Below are 17239 nucleotides of genomic sequence, written 5' to 3' on the forward strand. Positions count from 1 at the left end.
GCGCACTGCGCCGTTTATTTTTAATCTGTTCACGACTTCCCGTCAGGCCATACCCGCAGACCGTTCTCGACAATCGCCAGCATCTCCTGCTCCGTCGCCCCTTCTTTGGCTTTGATCGACATGCCGTTTAACAGCGTGCCAAAAAAGCTGGCCAGCCCGGCTGCATCGGCCGTGTCAGGGACATCACCGTCACGTATCCCCTGCTCAATTCGCGCTTTGAGCGCACATTCAGACTGGTGACGCGCTTCATTCACTGCCTTTTGCACCGGAGAAGAAATCGGGCAACTGTTCACCGTTGAGACCACTAACATACAACCCGCGGGTGTCTGCGGGTCAACAAAAGAGCGCGCTGCTTCATGCAGAATACGGCTTACAGCGGCTTTAGCGGTGTCTTCTTTGCAGGCTTCCTGCTGATAGCTGCCGGGGCCATGGTTATAGCGTTCAATCGCTTGCAAAAACAGGCCCTCTTTATCACCGAATGTGCTGTAAATGCTGGGCGGTGTGACCTGCATGGCTGCCAGCAACTCAGCCATGGAGGTGGTTTCATAGCCCTGCGACCAGAACAGGCGCATGGCCCGCTCCAGTACAGTATCTCGGTCAAAAGAGCGCGGTCTGCCGCGCGCTTTGGCGGTGGAAGGTTTATCTGTTTTCATGGCAACCGATTCTATGAGATGCGGCTTATTGCAGCAAGCCGCTCACTGTTACTCCAGCGGAACAACCCGCGTGACGGACTGCGGTCGGGTGAGGAATATCGTCACCACGGCCAGCAGCGCCAGCGCGCCGCCCAGCATAAAGGAGCTGCCGGTGCCCTGCGTATCCGCCAAAATCCCGCCGAAGAAAGCGCCGCTCGCCAGAGCAATCTGGAAGATAAATACCGTCAGCGCAGACGCCGCCTCAAACATCGTCGGGGCCGCCTGATATAACCAGATATTCAGGCAAACCGGCAATGCGCCGAACGCCAGCCCCCACAATACGACCAGCGATGAGGCCGTGACGGTACTGGCGCTGAGTTGTGACGCTGCAAATACCGCTACGCCGAGCAGCAACATGTTCACCAGGAAGGTCCGTTTTACGCCAAATTCGCGCACCGTGACTTCGGTCAGGAAGGTGCCAATCAGGCCTGCCGCACCGTAGCCCATCAGCAACAGCGACAGGTCAGGCGGGGCCAGACGAACCTGAAAACGCAGCCAGGGCTCAAGGTAGGTATAAGCCGAAAAGTGCGCCGAGGCCATAAACAGCGCGATGATCAGGCCATAGCGTACACCGGGAATTTTTGCCACGCCAAACAGCGCCCGTGCATTCATCGACTGGCTGGCCGGCAACGAAGGTAGTGTCGCCCACTGCAACACAAACACGGCCACCGCCAGCCCGGTATTGAGGGTAAAAGCCATCCGCCAGCCGTATAACTCACCAATGAAGGCGGCCGCGGGCACACCGGCCACGGTGCCAATCGCCACGCCGGCACTGATTAGCGAAATCGCCCGCGCACCCTGCGCTTCAGACACCAGACGACGCCCGGCAGGAATAGCAAACGACCAGAACCCCCCCACCGCCACCCCGAGAATAATGCGGCCGATCAGCAAAACCGTAAACGACGGTGCCAGCATAGCGGCCGCGTTAGAGAAAATCAGCAGCCCGGAGAGCGTCAACAGTAATGTGCGGCGGTTCAGCTGGCGCGAAAATAGAATGAGCAGGATGGCCGAAATAGCCGCGACCACGCCGGGCAGCATGACGGCCAGACCGGCCTGCCCTTCAGTGACGTTCAGCGAACGGGCGATGGGCGTCAGTAATCCAATGGGCAGAAATTCGGTATTGATCAGCACGAAGGTGCCGCAGGCCAGTGAAAGTACACCCAGCCAGCGCTGGAAAGCCGAGGGGTGTGGCTGGGCGTCAGTCGATGTGCACTCAGTCATGATGGTTGTCCTGATATTTTTATAAGTGAATGGAGCAGGTGTAATGCGGCTATAAAACGTGATTGAGCTCACGGCGTCAAGGTATTTCGTAATGATCACTACGTTATTGTTTAGACTCATTTTCGCTAAGCCATCATTCGCCTGCCCTGCGGCTGTTTTTGCCTGCAAGGGCACCAGCGGCTAAGACAACACACTAAAACAGACCGGCGGCACAGGCAGGAAATCATTCCACATGTAAGTATGTTGTAACTAATTTGCAAGCGATTCGTCGCAACCAGAACAGTGAACATCAATGCACAGTTCAAGACTTCGCGGATGAACTCCTGCATGATATCGGTAAGCACGAAGAGAGGCCGTTAAGGTAATGAGGAAAGAGGCATTATCATGAAAAAGAAAGAGTTTATTGCTCAAGATCTTCTGAGCAAAATCTATCAGCGTAGCGCCCTGCCCGAAGATCAGCGACCTGAAAAACTACCACCGGAGCGCCAGCTGGCACAGGAGTACGCCGCGTCGCGTTTTACGGTACGCAAGGCGCTGGAGAAGCTGGTGGATATCGGTGCGGTACGTATCGTACAGGGATCAGGCATTTATATTAATCCGGGCATCAGCCGCAATCCGCTGGTCTATAACTCGATCACCGAGAAGAAATTCGCGCAGATCAGTTTCCGTATGCTGAACCTGCATAAGCGCCGCCCCGACCAGGAGGAGCAGCAGATCTTCGGTGTGACCGGGGAGGATTTTATCTGGTCATTTTGCCGCCTGCGGGCGGTGAATCAGCGGCTAGTGCAGATTGAAGAAGGAAAGATGCCGTTTCGCGATTTTACCGACCTGAATCAGAAAGTGATTGAAAGCTCGATCCAGCAGTATGTGCTCGGCAAGGGCTACCGCATTTCCCACTCCCTCACCCATTACGATGCAGTGAATGTCACCAAAACTCAGGCGGAACTGCTCGGCTGTAAAAAAGGCGTGGCCGCCATGCACATTCTCAACCGTGGAATGCTGCACGATGGCCGGGTTTACGCCTTCAGCGACATCATAGACATTGACTACTCCTGCACTTACGTCATCCCGTTCAATCAGGATAATCTGGCGTTTCGCCAGACCTGAGCCGGTTAAGGGGTATGAATTGCGCCGTTTGGCAGGCGGCTTTGTGTCCACTCATGCGGCCGGTAGACCACTGGAAACTCTGCCGCCGCTTTGGTATCAAAGCCCACGCCAATACCGGCTTTCTCAATCGGATAGAAGTAGCCATTTTCAGGCGTAACCGAGTCCGGGAAAACACGCTGCGTATTGGCCGGATAGGCCACAAATTCCTGAATCGCCGCATTGTGCAGATGAATATTCAGGTGTGTGTTTACCGCCGCGCCGATGGGTGTCATGTCCGGCGGGCAGTGCCAGGCCAGACGCACACCAAAGCTCTGACAAAATGCCCCCAGCTTCAGTGCCGGTGTGATACCGCCAATCTGCGACACATGGCAGCGGATAAAATCAATGCGGCGGTTGATGATAAGATCCTTCCACTCGGCCGGATTGTTAAACAGCTCTCCGGTCGCCAACGGTACGGCAGTCTGGTTACGGATCTGCTCCAGCCACTCGTTCTGCTGCGGCGGCAGAATGTCTTCAATAAAATAGGGCCGGTAGACTTCAACCTGTTTGGCAAATTGCAGTGCCTGTTGCGGGAACAACCGCTCATGGACATCGTGCAAAATGTGGAAACGGGTGCCGTACTTTTCACGCAGCGCTTTGAACATCGCCAGAGTGTTGTCCATGTACTGATCTTGATCGTAATAGGCGCCTTCAGTCGGTGTTTTGGTACTGTGGAAATCCTGCGCATTGCCGCCGTAAAAGCCCAGCTGGCAGCGGATATGGCGGTAACCCTGCGCCAGTAATGTGTCCACTTCGGCATATAAACCTTCCAGCGTGTCGCTGGCCGCGTGGCTGTAAGCGGTGATAGCGTCTTTGGATTTTCCGCCAAACAGCTGGTAGAGCGGCATATCGGCCAACTGCCCTTTGATATCCCATAGCGCCATATCGATACCGGCCACCGCGTTATTCATCACCGGTCCGTTACGCCAGTAGGCGTTGACCGTCATCATTTGCCATAAGTCTTCGATATGGTTGGCGTCGCGGCCAATCAGCAGGGGCTTCAGGTACTCATCCACCATCACTTTTACCGCCAGCGGCCGCTGCTGGAATGTCGCACAGCCGTAGCCCGTGATGCCTTTATCGGTTTCAATGGTGACCACCACCAGATTATGGCGGTCAGGACGCGTTATCTGGCAGTCGATATTTTTAATGATTGTCGGTTGCATGAAGTTTTCCTTAAGCGCCTGCTTTAACCGCAATAAATATAAAACAGGTGCAGGATTAAATAATGAATAAAACATTTTATGGCGTGATTTCACCCTATTTTGATGCCGGTTGTAAACCTTAAATTTTAATGATTTTTAATGGTTCGGTTTCACAAACAGAAAGTCATTAAAAACCAGACCAATTTAGCCTAACCGATACAACAAGGACTTTTGTAGCGCGGTTATGTGATGGGAGTCATGTTTTATTGGTTTGTTTTTTGATGGTGGGGCTATTAGTATTCCACGCTATTCATCTGATAATAATAAGCGGTTGACTCAGAGGCTTTATATGGCAAATACAGAATCTATGCAGGCGATCATCGCACTGGTCGGCGGTTCAGAAAATATTAATAAAGTCTGGCACTGTATGACGCGTTTGCGTTTCGATTTAATTGACGAGAATAAAGTCGCGTGGCAGGAAATTAAAAATCTGCCGGGTGTGTTAGGCGCGCAGAGTCAAAGCGATCAGGTACAGATCATCATCGGGCCGAAGGTAAATGAGTGGTATCAGGTGATTGTCGATAATCTGTCGCCTGTCGCTGTTACCAGCACGGACACCCCCCGCCCACGCAAAGGGCTGATTTCACTGTTTATGGACACCGTCTCCGGTGTGTTCGGCCCGATTGTCCCCGCCATCGCCGGTGCCGGGATGATCAAAGGCCTGCTGGCCGGGTTGATCGCGCTGAAGATCATCTCCGCCAAGAGTGACACGGTAATGGTGATTGATCTGATTGCCAGCGGCGTATTCTATTTCCTGCCGTTTTTCCTCGCCGTATCAGCCGCCAAAATCTTCAAAACCAACGAGTATCTGGCCGCTGCCGTGGCCGCCTGTCTGATGTACCCGACGCTGATTGACGCGGCCAAAGCCCTCGCCACCCATACGCCGGGTGCCGCCAGCGCCATCTACTTTATGGATGTTATTCCCGTATCGGTCTTTAACTATTCAGCCAGCGTGATCCCGGTGATTTTCTCGGTGCTGGCGCTCAGTTATATCCACCGCTGGGTGGATAAGATCATGCCGGACGTGCTGAAAACCGTATTTACGCCAACGCTGACGCTGTTTATCGCTGCGCTGGTGTCGCTGTCGGTGATTGGTCCCGCCGGGATTTACCTCGGCAAGCTGCTGGCGTTCTTTATTCAGGGAATGTTTGATATTTCGTCGGTGTTCGCCGGTTTTGTCGTCGGGGCCATCCGCCCGGTGGCGATCCTCACCGGTATGCACCACGCCATGACGCCGATTGCCCTGCAGAACTTTACCGATCAAGGCTGGGACATGCTGATGCCAATGATGTTCATGGCGAATATGGCGATTGCCGGTTCCACCTTTGCTATCTACTTCCACGTTAAAACCCGTGAAGAGAAAACCCTGGTGCTGTCGGCGGCGGTCTCCGGGCTGCTCGGCATCACCGAACCGGCGCTGTTCGGCGTGCTGACCCGTTATAAGAAAGCCTTTATTGCCACCACCATCAGCAGCTCCATTGCGTCGGCTTTTATCGCCTTCTTCGGCGTGCGGCTGTATGGCTATATTTTGTCGAGCATCTTCAGCCTGCCCGCATATATCGGCCCCTACTTTATCTACATCCTGATGGGCGTCACCCTTGCACTGCTCCTCTCCTTTACGCTCACCTGGATGCTGGTGGTACGGGGTGATAAAATCACCGAATCTCAAAATCCCAAGATTATTGCATCTCAGGATTCACGCTAAATGACAGGCTACGCGGTGCCCGGTTTCGCCGACATCGCGTAGCAGAGGAATTTCGCCCCGGCAGCGCTCTGTAGCCTGCGGGCAGCGGGTGTGAAAACGGCAACCGGCGGGCGGTTTTGATGGGTCTGGGATTTCCTCCCGCGCCATCGCCACCGGTTCGCTTTCTGGGTCCAGTGTCGGCACCGCCGCCAGCAGAGCCTGGGTGTAAGGATGCAACGGCTGGCGAAACAGGGTGTCGCGGTCGGCGGTCTCCACAATCTGCCCGAGGTACATCACCGCCACGTCATCACAAAGATGCTCCACCACGCCAAGGTCATGGGAAATAAACAGGAACGTCACGCCATGCTCATCGCGCAGGTCGGAGAACAGGTTGATGATTTGCGCCTGAATCGACACATCGAGCGCCGATATCGGCTCGTCCGCAATGATAAAATCCGGCTGTAAAATCAGCGCCCGTGCGATACCAATGCGCTGGCGCTGCCCGCCGGAAAATTCATGTGGAAAGCGGTTGTAGTGCTGCGGCGACAGCCCGCAGATTTTCATCACCTCTTCAACTTTGCCGCGCAGTTCTGCCGCAGAACAACGTTTATGAGCCAGCATGGCTTCGCCGATAGCGTCCCCGATGCGCATGCGCGGGTTGAGCGAACTGTAGGGATCTTGAAAGACCAGCTGCATTTTCGGGCGCAGCGCGGTCATCTCTTGGGGTTTGAGCGACTGTAAATCTACCCCGCGAAATTTCACGCTGCCTGCGGTTTTTTCATACAGCCCCAGCAGAGTTCTGCCCACTGTCGTTTTCCCGCTGCCCGACTCCCCCACCAGACCGAAAATCGATCCTTTACGGATAGTAAAACTGACGCCGTCCACTGCGCGCAGCTGGCCGGTTTCCTGTCCGAAAAGGCCATCGCGGATCGGGAAGTGCTTTTTGAGGCCATCGACCTCGATTAAATATCCTGTATTCATCGTTGTAACCCTGTCTCAGGAACTGCCGTCAGCCCGCTGTAAAAACAGGCGGCCTGGCGACGCTGGCCGATAAGCGGCGGAATACCCTGACGGCAGCGGTCAGTGGCGTTAGCACAGCGGTCAGTAAAAGCACAATACGGCGGCAAGGCGGCGAGATCAGGTACCTGCCCCGGAATAGAGTAGAGACGGCGGCGGCGCTCTCCCGGCACCGGGCGCGATGCAATTAACCCCTGCGTGTAAGGGTGTAGAGGATTGCGCAGCACATCGGCTACCGGTCCCTGTTCCACCACTTTCCCGGCGTACATTACCACCACGTGATCCGCCATTTGGGCTATCACGCCCAAATCGTGGGTGATGAGCATCAGCGCCATCTGGTGGCGCGCTGCCTGTTCACACAGCAGTGTGAGGATCTGCGCCTGCACGGTGACATCCAGCGCGGTGGTCGGTTCATCGGCAATCAGCAGTTTGGGTTTACAGCAGAGCGCCATGGCGATCATGACGCGCTGCAACATGCCGCCGGAAAGCTGATGCGGGTAGCTGCTCATCAGGCTGTCAGCCCGCGCCAGTCCGACTTCCGTCAGTAACGCCATGCCCTTCTTCCACGCAGCTTTCGGTGCATTGCCAAGGTGGCGGATCATGGGTTCGACTAACTGCTCGCCAATGGTCAGCACCGGGTTTAAGGCGCTCATCGGTTCCTGAAAGATCATCGCCAGCTGGTTGCCGCGTAAATCCGCCATTTGCGATGGCCGCAGCGTCAGTAGATTTTGCCCGCCAAATAAGATCTCGCCACCGTCGATGCGTGCCGACTGTGGTGGTAGCAGACCCATTAACGACATCGCGGTAACGCTTTTACCGCAACCGGATTCGCCGACTATGCCGACCGTCTGGCCGGGCATCACGTCAAAAGTGACGTCCTGCACTGCGCGTACCCGGCCTTGATCACTGGAAAATGACAGCGACAGCCGGTTAAATCGTACTAAAGGTTGAGTCATGGCATCAGCCCCGTTTCATTTTTGGGTCGAGGGCATCGCGCAGGCCGTCGCCCAGCACGTTAATCGCCACCACGGTGAAGAAGATGGCGATGCCGGGCGGCATCCATAACCACGGGCGGCGCTGGAAATCGATCAGGCTGTTGGCCGCATCCATCATGTTGCCCCATGATGCCATCGGCGGCACCACGCCCAGCCCCAGATAACTGAGGGCGGATTCGCTGAGAATGGCATTGGCGACAGCCATGGTGGCCATGACCACCAAAATCGGCACCGTGTTGGGCAGCAGATGACCGAAAATTCTGCGGCGGGCAGATAACCCCAGCACCTGCGTCGCCAGCATAAAGTCGCGTTCACGCAGGGAGAGAATTTGCCCGCGCACCAGACGCGCCAGCTTCGGCCACTCCAGCAGGCTTAGCATCACAATCACCATATAGACCCGCGAGTCCGGCGAAAAATCCAATTCGGCCAGCATCGCGCCCATGACGATCAGCAACGGCAGGCTGGGTATGGTCATCATCAGATCGGCAAAACGCATGATGAATCGGTCGGTTAATCCGCCGGCATAACCCGAGAGCGCCCCCAGCAGATAACCGAGCGTCACGGAGAGCAGCATGGTCAGCAGACCGATGATGAGCGAGATACGCCCCGCCAGCAGTAAACGGGTGTAGATATCACGGCCGATAAAGTCTGTACCCAGCCAGTGCTGTGCGCTCGGGGCTTTGTTGATCATCAGCGCATCCGTCGCTTCGTCGCGCCACGGCGAAAACATCGGTCCGAAAATGCACCATAGTGCCATCACACTTAACAGGATCAGGCAGAACATCGCCAACCGATTGCGGTGCAGCGACTTCCAGGCCTGATGTAACGGCGACGGCGTCACCTGAGCCAGCACCGGTATTTGTGCTTTGCGCAGGCGGCGCTGGGTAGAAAATAGAGAACTCAGCATCATGACCTCACCCGGATCCGCGGATCCGCCCAGGCATAGAGGACGTCGGCAATCAGATTACCCAGAATGGTCAGCACGGCCAGAAACAGCGTGAAGCCCATCAGCACCGGATAATCGCGCGCGGCCAGTGAATCGATATGGATATGACCGGCACCCGGCCAGTTAAAGACTTTCTCGGTGATCAGCGCCCCGGAAAACAGCCCCGGCAGCTCGAACCCTAATAGGGTGATGATCGGCAGCAACGCATTACGCAGCGCATGTTTGAGGATAACCGTGCGTTCACGCAGGCCCTTGGCGCGCGCGGTGCGGATAAAGTCCATACGCACCACGTCCAGCATACTGGCGCGAAAGTAGCGCGTCAGGCTGCCAGCCTGCAACATTACCAGCGCCAGCACCGGCAGGATTAAGTGCGCACCGACCTGCATCACCCAGACCCAGCCCGTGGCATCGCTGCCAGTATTGGTCATCCCGCCTACCGGCAGCCAGTGTAAGTCCACAGCAAACCATTTGATCAGCAGCAGACACAGGAAAAAGGTCGGGAAAGACATGGCGGCGAAGATCACCACGCTCACACCGTGATCGAACAGGGAATAAGGTTTCATGGCCGAAATAATGCCAACGGCCAGCGCGATGCCCCAGTAAAGGATCATGGCGATCGTCGCCAGCAAAAATGAGTTCCAGATGTACTGATTGAGCAACTGGCTGACCGGAATTTGGTATTGCAGCGAAAAACCCAGATCACCGCGTAATAATTGCCCGAGCCAGTGCAGATAACGGCTGAGCAGCGGCTGGTCCAGACCATACAGCGCTTTAAGTTCAGCGGCGCGTTGAGCCGTCAGGGTGACGTTGCCGTCAATAAAATCGCCAGGGGTCAGCGCGAACAGCATGAAGATCAACAGCGAGGCCAGGAATAACATGGGAATGGTTTGCAGCAGTCGTCGCAGAATGAAATTTCTCATGACTTTCTCATGGCCGCTGCCGGAGATTTCCCGGCAGCGGCTTTGTTTCTGATAATTGAAGACGTTGTTGTGAGACGTTTACTTAACGATTTTCACATCCGGCAGGCTGCCTGTCAGGCCGTTATAGATATCCGGTTTGAAACCGGTCACACGGGCGCTGCTGGCGGAGAGGATTTTACGGTTAGCGAGCAAAATAACCGGCGGATCGTTGGCCAGCACCTGATACAGCTCATGGTAGATTGGCTTACGTTTTTCGATATCCAGCTCGGCGTTGCCCTGGTTGATCAACTTATCAACCTGCGGATTGTTGTAGCCCCCTTGGGTTGCAGCTTCTGTACTGTAGAAATCCCATACCCCATCGTGCGGATCATTAAGGGTGCTGGTGCTAAATGACGCAAGGTCATAATTGCCGGATTTACGCTGTGACATCAGTGCGTTGAAGTCCAGCACCTGAGGTTTCAGCAGCACACCAATCTGACGGTAGTTCTCTTTAGCGATCGGGATCAGCGCATCGTTGAGCACTTTTTTACTGACCAGTAATGTCAGTTCCAGACGCTTGCCGTCTTTCTCACGAATGCCGTCAGCCCCCACTTTCCAGCCCGCTTCTTCGAGCAGTTTCTTCGCCTGCGCCGCATCGTATTTATACGGATTAACACCCTCGGCGTTGTAAGCCCAGGAAATCGGCGCGATAGGCTCATTCGCGACAGAACCATAGCCCTGATAGACCACGTCAATCAGTTTCTGGCGATCAAGGCCGTAGATCAATGCCTGACGGACTTTCACATCCTGCAGCGCCGGGCGTTTGACGTTGAATTCAATTTTGCTGTAATCACTGGATCCGTACAGATTGATGTTGGCGAAGCCGAGCAGTTTGAGCTGTTCGATATCATCCGGACGAGAAGTAAAGGCGTCGTAATCGGTTTCACCCGTCTGGAACAATTGGAAGTTAGTGGACGGGTTGGTCACGCGGTAGATAAAGCGCGGCGTTGGTGGCACGCCTTTGTAATAGTACGGATTGGCGTGGAAGCGGATCTCCTGACCCGGAATGTATTTTTCATAGATATAGGGGCCGTTACCAAGCGGTTTGCCGTGTAGCGTGCGTAAGGTGTCGAGGTTGCCGCGGCTGTAACCTTTGCCGTAATAGGCTTTTGACAGCACCGGGCCGCCGATTTTTTGCAGTGTGGTAGCACCCTCTTCGCTGGTGGTCACCTGCAGAGTTTGCGGATCGATAACTTTCAGGCCGCTGACGCTGTCCGCTTTACCAGCTTTGTAGTCATCACCACCGACAATATGCGCCAGCGAAATATCGGTATCCCCATCGTATTTCGGGTCATAAAGCACGGTCAGCGTGAAAGCAACGTCTTCAGCCGTCAGTGGAGACCCGTCACTGAACTTCAGATTCGGGCGCAGTTTGATGGTATATGTTTTGCCATCCGGGCTGATGGTCCAGCTTTCCGCCAGCCCGGGAACGGATTCACCGTGGCTGTCCCAGTCAACTAAACGGGCAAAGATCACGTTGGTGACGTTCTCGTCCCAGCCATTTACGAAGAAGTAGGGGTTGAAAATTCCCTGCGGTTCCAGGATACCGGCAACCACGGTGTCTTTGCGCAGGAGAGCCGATGCGGGGATCTGGCTGGCGTCCGTCGCAGGCGTAATTCCCTCTTTAAGCAGTTCATCAGCCATAACGCCGGAAGAGAATAAAATCGATCCGCACAGCAGTGCGATTTTCAGCGGCGTAAATTGTGACAGCCCGCGTGGGTGAAGATGTTGCAGTGACTTTGCCAAAAGAGGTTCCTCATCAGGGGATTTGCAGTTTATTTACAAAACGTGACAAAGAGTAAGGTTGCGTATTCGGCTTGTCTAACAACGAAAAAATATGGCTTATAGCTAATTTGTACTGGCAACGCGCTGCTTAAGATGACTCACGCGGCAGCTTATGCTTAAGTGTGAAATCAGTCTCAGAACTTAATTTCATCGCATCAGGGGAGCACGTCATGATGATCTACAACGTATTCGGCCGCCTGCTGGCCGTGAAGCAAACCGCTGATCAATGGCAGGTGCTGAATGTCACGTTACCGGAAAGAAAGTTCTCACCGAATCATGATGTGGTGATCCCTGATTTTATCGAAGAGCATGAGATAGCCACCTATCTGGGGGATATCTTTCATGAGGCCGCCACGGAAAAGTACCCCGATGTGCTAAAGGTGGAATGATTTCCTGCTCCAACCCAGTAAGTGCTCACTAACTTTTTAGGACAATAAGAATAAGGATGTCATATCCTTTTAAGGGATCCACATTGCAGTTTAGAGGAAGGCTTGGGGGGGTTATAGCGATGCGGGGCAGTTAAACGCCCCACTTCAGGAAGATTATTTGGCGCTGACTTTTTTGCTGCGGGTGCTGACTTCAGCCAGGACTTCTTTTTGTTTGTTCTTATCCCCGATCACCTTATACCACCCTGCCAGCTTACGCAGATCAGGCAGCGTCGCTTTATCATCAACATCATAAGCGGTTAATTTAATTCGATAATCTTCGAAGATGGCGATACAGCGGCGTGCCCAGTCCCCTTCGAGCTGAGAACCCGCCACCGCACGCGGGCGGCGTGGCAGACGCGGGCGTAAGGGCTTGCTGGCCTCAGGCGCTGACTCATCGACGTAGGCAAACTTAATGGACACCACGGTTCTGCCCTGCTTTACCGGCTCCCACACCACGGAGATGTCCGTATTGGCGTTGATACGGTTAATGGTGGGCTCCAGCAGCTTCTGACGGAAGTCACGGTAATCTTCATACTTACCCGCCAGTCCGGCCTTTTCACGCATCCAGTTGAGATCCAGCGTCACCTCGATGGCTTTTCCGCTGCGCCGGCCGTACAAGTTCTTGGCTTTGATCAGCCAGCCATAGAGGCGCACAGAGAAAGGCGTATCCAGTTTCGCGATGTTCGCGAAATTAAGTTTGGTAAAAGATTCTTTTAATTCATAGAGATAAGGCGCCACGTCCTGACCGAAACGTAGCACCACCGCGCTGTGATCGTCGCTGCTCACGTATTCAAGACGTGAGAACCACGAAAGCTGGACCGTACGCACTTTGCCGGTTTTTGTGTCAGGCTTGTAGATGGTCACCGGCTTTTTCATCAGGCTTTCAGCGGCTTCGCGCAGCTGCCGGTGGCTGCTGGTCGGATTGACGCCGTAGATCCGCTGATAATCCTGAGGGAAAAGTCGATAAAGCGTATCGGGTTGGGGTTTCCTGCTGTCAATTTGGGCTAATGCCAAATTGAGCAACCGCATCTCATCCAGTGTGACGCTGTATGCGCCTTCCAGGAGGTCGTTTCCCTGAACAACGGTCAGTTTGTTGAGTTCCATGTCGCAGGATCCATAGGTGGAATGTAGATAAATTATTCCACATATAAATTAGTGGCGTAAAGCAAAAAGATGCACTATTTAATCATTTAAAATCAGTTGGTTAAGAAAGGGATCCAAAAGTCAGATCAGGAAAAAACTCCACATAACCAATTTCATCAGGCTATTCCGGAAAGGATCCCCCCTTTCATTCCCGCAGCATTTTACAGGAAAAGTCTCCACATACCGTTTTTGCGAGCCCGCCAAAAAGTTTCCGGCTATCACCGAAACACTCCTTCTGTCCCGATATGAAAATTCAGGAAATCTTTCCACATATAGACTTTTTTGCGAAGGATCGCGTTTCGTGATCGATCTCTCAAATATCGTTTGAGGCCACATTCAGCCCCGGATTGGTTCGCGGGGGCCGTTTTACAGAAAATATCTCCACATAACGGCGTTGTGGTGCAGGAAAAGTTTCCACATAAGGTTTCACCCGGCGTCAACAGGTAATCTCTCCACATAGGGAAAATCAGAGATAGATGACAGGTAATCTTTCCACATAAGCGTCTCTCAGGCCGCTAAATTTGAGGATCCACGGATTGAAGGCGCCTCAGAACATGAAAATCCTCCACGTTAAATCCTTGTAACCCGATCAGGTAATCTTTCCACATATGAAAATGTGACAGCGTCACAACTAAGGTAAGTGGATGATTTCCCCGTAAACGCAGATGAAACCCTGACTCATCCTCCCTGCTCTTCTTCATCAGGAAAATACTCCACATAACCTTAAAAGCTTGTATACAGGAAATCACTCCACTTTAGCGGCCGATCAATATTTCCCACATCACGGGTCAGCGCAGTGACGCTGTCACAGGAAATCACTCCACGTTGAACGGTTTAGCGACAAATACAGGAAATCTTTCCACCTTTAAGCATCACCTAAGCGCCCTGCCAGCCATCGGGAGAGACTTACGCTGTTAAATCGCGGACAATCTGGTAGATTTTTGAGAACAGCGGCGAGGTAGAGTTTAGTTATCAACAGAAAATCCTTCCACGCAGATAAGCTTCTGATCACTCAGGAATTTATCCACAGGAAAAAGCTCTACGTTGATCATGAAAAGGATCCACATCCAGCAGGAATGATCTCCACCCGGCGCAGGAAATGACTCCACATAATTCATTGTAACATTATGATTAATAGAGTTAAAATCAGCCCTAAAGATAAAGGTTTAAACTTAAAAAGAAACAAAAGAGTTATTGGATCTTGCGATCCTTAAGGGAATAACAGCAGATCGGAGAAAACATGCGAAGTCTCGTCGCCAGCAACAAAGCGTGTGAAAAAGGCGTGCCGGTCACCTTCGTCACCGGCATTGAAGCGCACTACGTTGTCTTAACCACGCTCGTTATGCACTAACCAGCCTTCGATAAGCTCGGTCAGGACGTCTTTCATTTCGCGATCCTGCAAAAAGCAGCTAGTTTTAAAGCGTTTATGCAGGTCTTCATCAATATTGGTTTGCAACTTTTTGACGCCGACGGGCGGTTTGCTCACGGCTTCCAGTGCGGTATTCAACTGACGATGTTGGCCCAATTTCATTTTCATTTCAGCAGCTCCGTGATCTCTTTAGTCATGATTTCAATCTCCCCTTTGGCATTACCGTCGGTGGTATCAAATACCGTTCCGCCATCCATCATGGTCCGAACATAAACCTGACGTTGCGTGGTGCCCGTGCGCAGAGCAGGAACCCCTGTATCGGCAATCGACGCTTTCAGAACTTCAAGCATCTTGGCTGAAGCCACTTTCTTGGTAATAAGAAACCGGGCAATCACCGGCTGGAGATTTTCACGCGCTTCAACAACGGCCAAAATGGCACCACATGCTGCAAAATCCAAAGGAGAAGGTGTTACCGGGATGAGAACCAGGTCGCTGACCATCACGGCAGCTGCGGATATCGCGGAAATCGCTGCTGCGCCGTCAATCACCACATAGTCATACTCTTTCAGATGTTTTCTTACGGTATAGACTTCTTTTTCTGAGGCTGCTTCAGTCAGATCGAACTGACATTTGCTTTCGTCGTACCAGTTGCTGATGCTTCCCTGTGGATCCGTATCCACCATCACCACTTTGTGTCCTTGTCTGGCGAGACAGGTTGCAATGTTAATGGACGTTGTGGTTTTCCCTACCCCGCCCTTCCCGTTCAGGAAGGAAATAATTTTCGCTGCCATAACAACCTCTTGGTGATGAATCTTTGGATTATATAATTCTGGAATCTTAACATCCCAAGATGTCAAGACGCTGTGATTGTTCATGTCTCGTTATCTCAGGATTCTGTGATTATTACATCCATGAATCTCATGATAAGTCACTACTATAAGGTTTGCCTCTCAGGATTTCAATATCATCGGATTGAAGGATTATGAAATCTCAGGATTCCGTAATCTTTTATGAGGCATCATTGTTACTCATACTTTCAGATGAGAGGATGTAATGATGATGAGATACTATAAGCATGTCATCCTTGAATCCTGAGTTGCTGTTTGGGGCTGGCTCATAACGTTAACAAATTCAATGATTGTATGATTCTGGAATTCAAAGATTCCGAGATTCAAGGTATGCTGGATTGTGAGTTTGTTTTATACAGGGCTTACATATGGGGATTCAATCATCTCAGGATGCCACGCTCCTATCCCCCTGGTATCTCTGAATCCCGGAATACAGAACGCGTCGAAGTGAGGGGAAATTATGATGATGGGATTTCTGAATCCTGAGATTTCGTGAGGTTGAGATTCCTGGATGACTCGTATCACCAGCCGGATTGGATTCTATGATTTCAGGCTCTTGTTATCTTAGCATCCTTAATAAATCCTGAGATTCCAGGATTTATTAAGGATGCCGCGAGTGAGTAAAAACATTGAAAGGATTCTGAAATTTCAGGATTATTATATAATTTTCAATATATTAATTCTATGCGAGATGTGCAGTTGACGACAGGGGAGGGGAGAGGGAACGGAAGTCTTTGGGATTATTGTATCTTGTCATCCTATGATTCTCTGCTTACTGCTTTCATAAGTTATCGCAAGATATAACTATCATAGGATTTTAGGATTATGAAATCCTATAATTAGAGTTGCTGAACAAAACCAGGAATCTTGTAATCTCGGTGTTGTCAGGATTCTGTGATTCCTGAGCCAATATCTTATGCTCATCTCATTATTGGATGCATGAATTATATGATTCTGTGATTCTAAAATCTCAGGATGACTGATCGGGAGAATTACATCATTCTGGGATACAGACCTATTGGAATTTCGAGATTTCAGGAGTGTAGGATTTAAGGATTGTGTAATCACAAGATTCAATAATCCTCTAAAAGAAATGAGAATTTTACCGCTGACCGGTGTCCTTAATGTTGCCTTAAGTGTTTATGGTTAGGGTGAGATTAACTTTTTTTTACTGAGCTCATCATGCGCACGAAATATGCTTCACCTCAGATTTTCCTTCACTGGTTGGTTTTTTTTCTGGTGGTCGGAACTTACGCTTCAATGTTGCTGAAAGGCCTGGTTCCCAAGGGGACACCCGGACGAGAGTATTTTAATCTGGTCCATTACAGTCTGGGTTTTAGCGTTCTGGTACTGATGATTGTCCGCCTTCTGGTCAAAGCCATGTATGTCACTCCGACCATTAAGCCCCCTGAACCGCGTTGGCAGCATCTGGCGGCCCACGTTGCCCATGGCTTAATTTACCTGATGTTTATCAGCCTGCCGGTGCTGGGGGTGTTAACGATGTACTACAGCGGAAATCATTGGTTATTGTTTGGCATGAATATGCCCCAGAGCGTGGTGCCGGATATTGTCCTGCAAAAGCAGCTTAAGGGTTTGCACGAGCTTATCGCGGACACAGGATACTATCTGATTGGGCTACATGCCGCCGCCGCGCTGTTTCATCATTATGTGCTGCGGGATAATGCGCTGGTGCGCATGATGCCGGGGAAATCAAAACCAGATTCTGACGCGGGTTGCCGAAAATAACGGGCCCTCCTGAAGGCAAATAAGCAACAATGTGCTTTTCCCCGTCTGACCTCAC

The 17239-nt window shown here is 52.1% G+C and carries 15 protein-coding genes; 4 read left to right on the top strand and 11 right to left on the bottom strand.

The window, feature by feature from the left end; all coding sequences use genetic code 11:
• Positions 1–29 precede the first annotated feature (29 nt).
• Together ACZRKO_RS19910 and ACZRKO_RS19915 are read right to left on the bottom strand one after the other, a co-directional pair.
• Entirely contained in the window at positions 30–653 is a 624-nt protein-coding gene (locus tag ACZRKO_RS19910) for a TetR/AcrR family transcriptional regulator (RefSeq protein WP_463738968.1), read from the bottom strand.
• 48 nt (positions 654–701) lie between these two features.
• The gene (locus ACZRKO_RS19915) at positions 702–1913 is read right to left on the bottom strand and encodes an MFS transporter (RefSeq protein WP_463738969.1); all 1212 of its coding nucleotides are present in this window, start codon (positions 1911–1913) and stop codon (positions 702–704) included.
• 384 nt (positions 1914–2297) lie between these two features.
• Here ACZRKO_RS19915 and ACZRKO_RS19920 point away from each other — a divergent pair, with 384 nt between their 5' ends.
• A complete protein-coding gene (locus ACZRKO_RS19920) occupies positions 2298–3020 on the top strand; it encodes a GntR family transcriptional regulator (protein WP_463738970.1) in 723 nt (240 codons plus the stop codon).
• A 5-nt stretch (positions 3021–3025) separates the two neighbouring features.
• Here the strand turns inward: ACZRKO_RS19920 and ACZRKO_RS19925 are convergent, their stop codons facing one another.
• Positions 3026–4225 carry an enolase C-terminal domain-like protein gene (locus tag ACZRKO_RS19925; RefSeq protein WP_463738971.1) on the bottom strand — a complete coding sequence of 400 codons (1200 nt, stop codon included), beginning with the start codon at positions 4223–4225 and terminating at the stop codon, positions 3026–3028.
• A 328-nt stretch (positions 4226–4553) separates the two neighbouring features.
• Here ACZRKO_RS19925 and ACZRKO_RS19930 point away from each other — a divergent pair, with 328 nt between their 5' ends.
• A complete protein-coding gene (locus ACZRKO_RS19930) occupies positions 4554–5969 on the top strand; it encodes a PTS transporter subunit EIIC (RefSeq protein ID WP_463738972.1) in 1416 nt (471 codons plus the stop codon).
• Here the strand turns inward: ACZRKO_RS19930 and ACZRKO_RS19935 are convergent.
• The 5 genes from ACZRKO_RS19935 to ACZRKO_RS19955 form a co-directional block, all read right to left on the bottom strand.
• The gene (locus ACZRKO_RS19935) at positions 5961–6929 is read right to left on the bottom strand and encodes an ABC transporter ATP-binding protein (RefSeq protein ID WP_463738973.1); all 969 of its coding nucleotides are present in this window, start codon (positions 6927–6929) and stop codon (positions 5961–5963) included. The two genes, ACZRKO_RS19930 and ACZRKO_RS19935, sit on opposite strands and share 9 nt — an antisense overlap.
• Positions 6926–7921 (bottom strand): ABC transporter ATP-binding protein, encoded by a 996-nt coding sequence (locus tag ACZRKO_RS19940; RefSeq protein ID WP_463738974.1) that lies wholly within the window; start codon positions 7919–7921, stop codon positions 6926–6928. The genes ACZRKO_RS19935 and ACZRKO_RS19940 overlap by 4 nt, the downstream gene beginning before the upstream one ends.
• Positions 7922–7925: 4 nt before the next feature.
• Positions 7926–8867, bottom strand: coding sequence for an oligopeptide ABC transporter permease (gene opp4C, locus ACZRKO_RS19945; RefSeq protein ID WP_463739050.1), 942 nt, complete (start codon positions 8865–8867; stop codon positions 7926–7928).
• Positions 8867–9826, bottom strand: coding sequence for an ABC transporter permease (locus tag ACZRKO_RS19950; RefSeq protein WP_463738975.1), 960 nt, complete (start codon positions 9824–9826; stop codon positions 8867–8869). The genes opp4C and ACZRKO_RS19950 overlap by 1 nt, the downstream gene beginning before the upstream one ends.
• Before the next feature lie 78 nt (positions 9827–9904).
• On the bottom strand, positions 9905–11509 hold the full coding sequence (locus ACZRKO_RS19955) for an ABC transporter substrate-binding protein (protein WP_463739051.1): 1605 nt from the start codon (positions 11507–11509) through the stop codon (positions 9905–9907).
• 311 nt (positions 11510–11820) lie between these two features.
• On the opposite strand from ACZRKO_RS19955, the gene ACZRKO_RS19960 reads away from it, so the two are divergent.
• Positions 11821–12039, top strand: a complete 219-nt coding sequence (locus tag ACZRKO_RS19960) for a DUF7661 family protein (protein WP_463738976.1) — start codon at positions 11821–11823, stop codon at positions 12037–12039.
• 153 nt (positions 12040–12192) lie between these two features.
• Here the strand turns inward: ACZRKO_RS19960 and ACZRKO_RS19965 are convergent, their stop codons facing one another.
• From ACZRKO_RS19965 to parA, 3 genes are all read right to left on the bottom strand, one after another.
• Positions 12193–13182, bottom strand: a complete 990-nt coding sequence (locus ACZRKO_RS19965) for a replication initiation protein (protein WP_463738977.1) — start codon at positions 13180–13182, stop codon at positions 12193–12195.
• A gap of 1366 nt (positions 13183–14548) precedes the next feature.
• Positions 14549–14758 (bottom strand): plasmid partition protein ParG, encoded by a 210-nt coding sequence (locus ACZRKO_RS19970; protein WP_463738978.1) that lies wholly within the window; start codon positions 14756–14758, stop codon positions 14549–14551.
• Positions 14755–15381, bottom strand: a complete 627-nt coding sequence (gene parA / locus ACZRKO_RS19975) for a ParA family partition ATPase (protein ID WP_463738979.1) — start codon at positions 15379–15381, stop codon at positions 14755–14757. The genes ACZRKO_RS19970 and parA overlap by 4 nt, the downstream gene beginning before the upstream one ends.
• A gap of 1239 nt (positions 15382–16620) precedes the next feature.
• Here parA and cybB point away from each other — a divergent pair.
• Entirely contained in the window at positions 16621–17184 is a 564-nt protein-coding gene (gene cybB / locus ACZRKO_RS19980) for a cytochrome b561 (protein WP_463738980.1), read from the top strand.
• The last annotated feature ends 55 nt before the right edge of the window (positions 17185–17239 follow it).

Source organism: Ewingella sp. C233, from assembly GCF_055407225.1.

Excerpts from the sequence above, each read along its gene's own strand:
- ACZRKO_RS19940 (WP_463738974.1), bottom strand. The coding sequence starts at position 7,921 with ATGACTCAACCTTTAGTACGATTTAACCGGCTGTCGCTGTCATTTTCC.
- ACZRKO_RS19935 (WP_463738973.1), bottom strand. The coding sequence starts at position 6,929 with ATGAATACAGGATATTTAATCGAGGTCGATGGCCTCAAAAAGCACTTC.
- cybB (WP_463738980.1), top strand. The coding sequence starts at position 16,621 with ATGCGCACGAAATATGCTTCACCTCAGATTTTCCTTCACTGGTTGGTT.
- ACZRKO_RS19915 (WP_463738969.1), bottom strand. The coding sequence starts at position 1,913 with ATGACTGAGTGCACATCGACTGACGCCCAGCCACACCCCTCGGCTTTC.
- ACZRKO_RS19950 (WP_463738975.1), bottom strand. The coding sequence starts at position 9,826 with ATGAGAAATTTCATTCTGCGACGACTGCTGCAAACCATTCCCATGTTA.
- ACZRKO_RS19955 (WP_463739051.1), bottom strand. The coding sequence starts at position 11,509 with ATGGCTGATGAACTGCTTAAAGAGGGAATTACGCCTGCGACGGACGCC.
- ACZRKO_RS19925 (WP_463738971.1), bottom strand. The coding sequence starts at position 4,225 with ATGCAACCGACAATCATTAAAAATATCGACTGCCAGATAACGCGTCCT.
- ACZRKO_RS19965 (WP_463738977.1), bottom strand. The coding sequence starts at position 13,182 with ATGGAACTCAACAAACTGACCGTTGTTCAGGGAAACGACCTCCTGGAA.
- opp4C (WP_463739050.1), bottom strand. The coding sequence starts at position 8,867 with ATGCTGAGTTCTCTATTTTCTACCCAGCGCCGCCTGCGCAAAGCACAA.
- ACZRKO_RS19930 (WP_463738972.1), top strand. The coding sequence starts at position 4,554 with ATGGCAAATACAGAATCTATGCAGGCGATCATCGCACTGGTCGGCGGT.
- ACZRKO_RS19920 (WP_463738970.1), top strand. The coding sequence starts at position 2,298 with ATGAAAAAGAAAGAGTTTATTGCTCAAGATCTTCTGAGCAAAATCTAT.
- ACZRKO_RS19960 (WP_463738976.1), top strand. The coding sequence starts at position 11,821 with ATGATGATCTACAACGTATTCGGCCGCCTGCTGGCCGTGAAGCAAACC.
- parA (WP_463738979.1), bottom strand. The coding sequence starts at position 15,381 with ATGGCAGCGAAAATTATTTCCTTCCTGAACGGGAAGGGCGGGGTAGGG.
- ACZRKO_RS19910 (WP_463738968.1), bottom strand. The coding sequence starts at position 653 with ATGAAAACAGATAAACCTTCCACCGCCAAAGCGCGCGGCAGACCGCGC.
- ACZRKO_RS19970 (WP_463738978.1), bottom strand. The coding sequence starts at position 14,758 with ATGAAAATGAAATTGGGCCAACATCGTCAGTTGAATACCGCACTGGAA.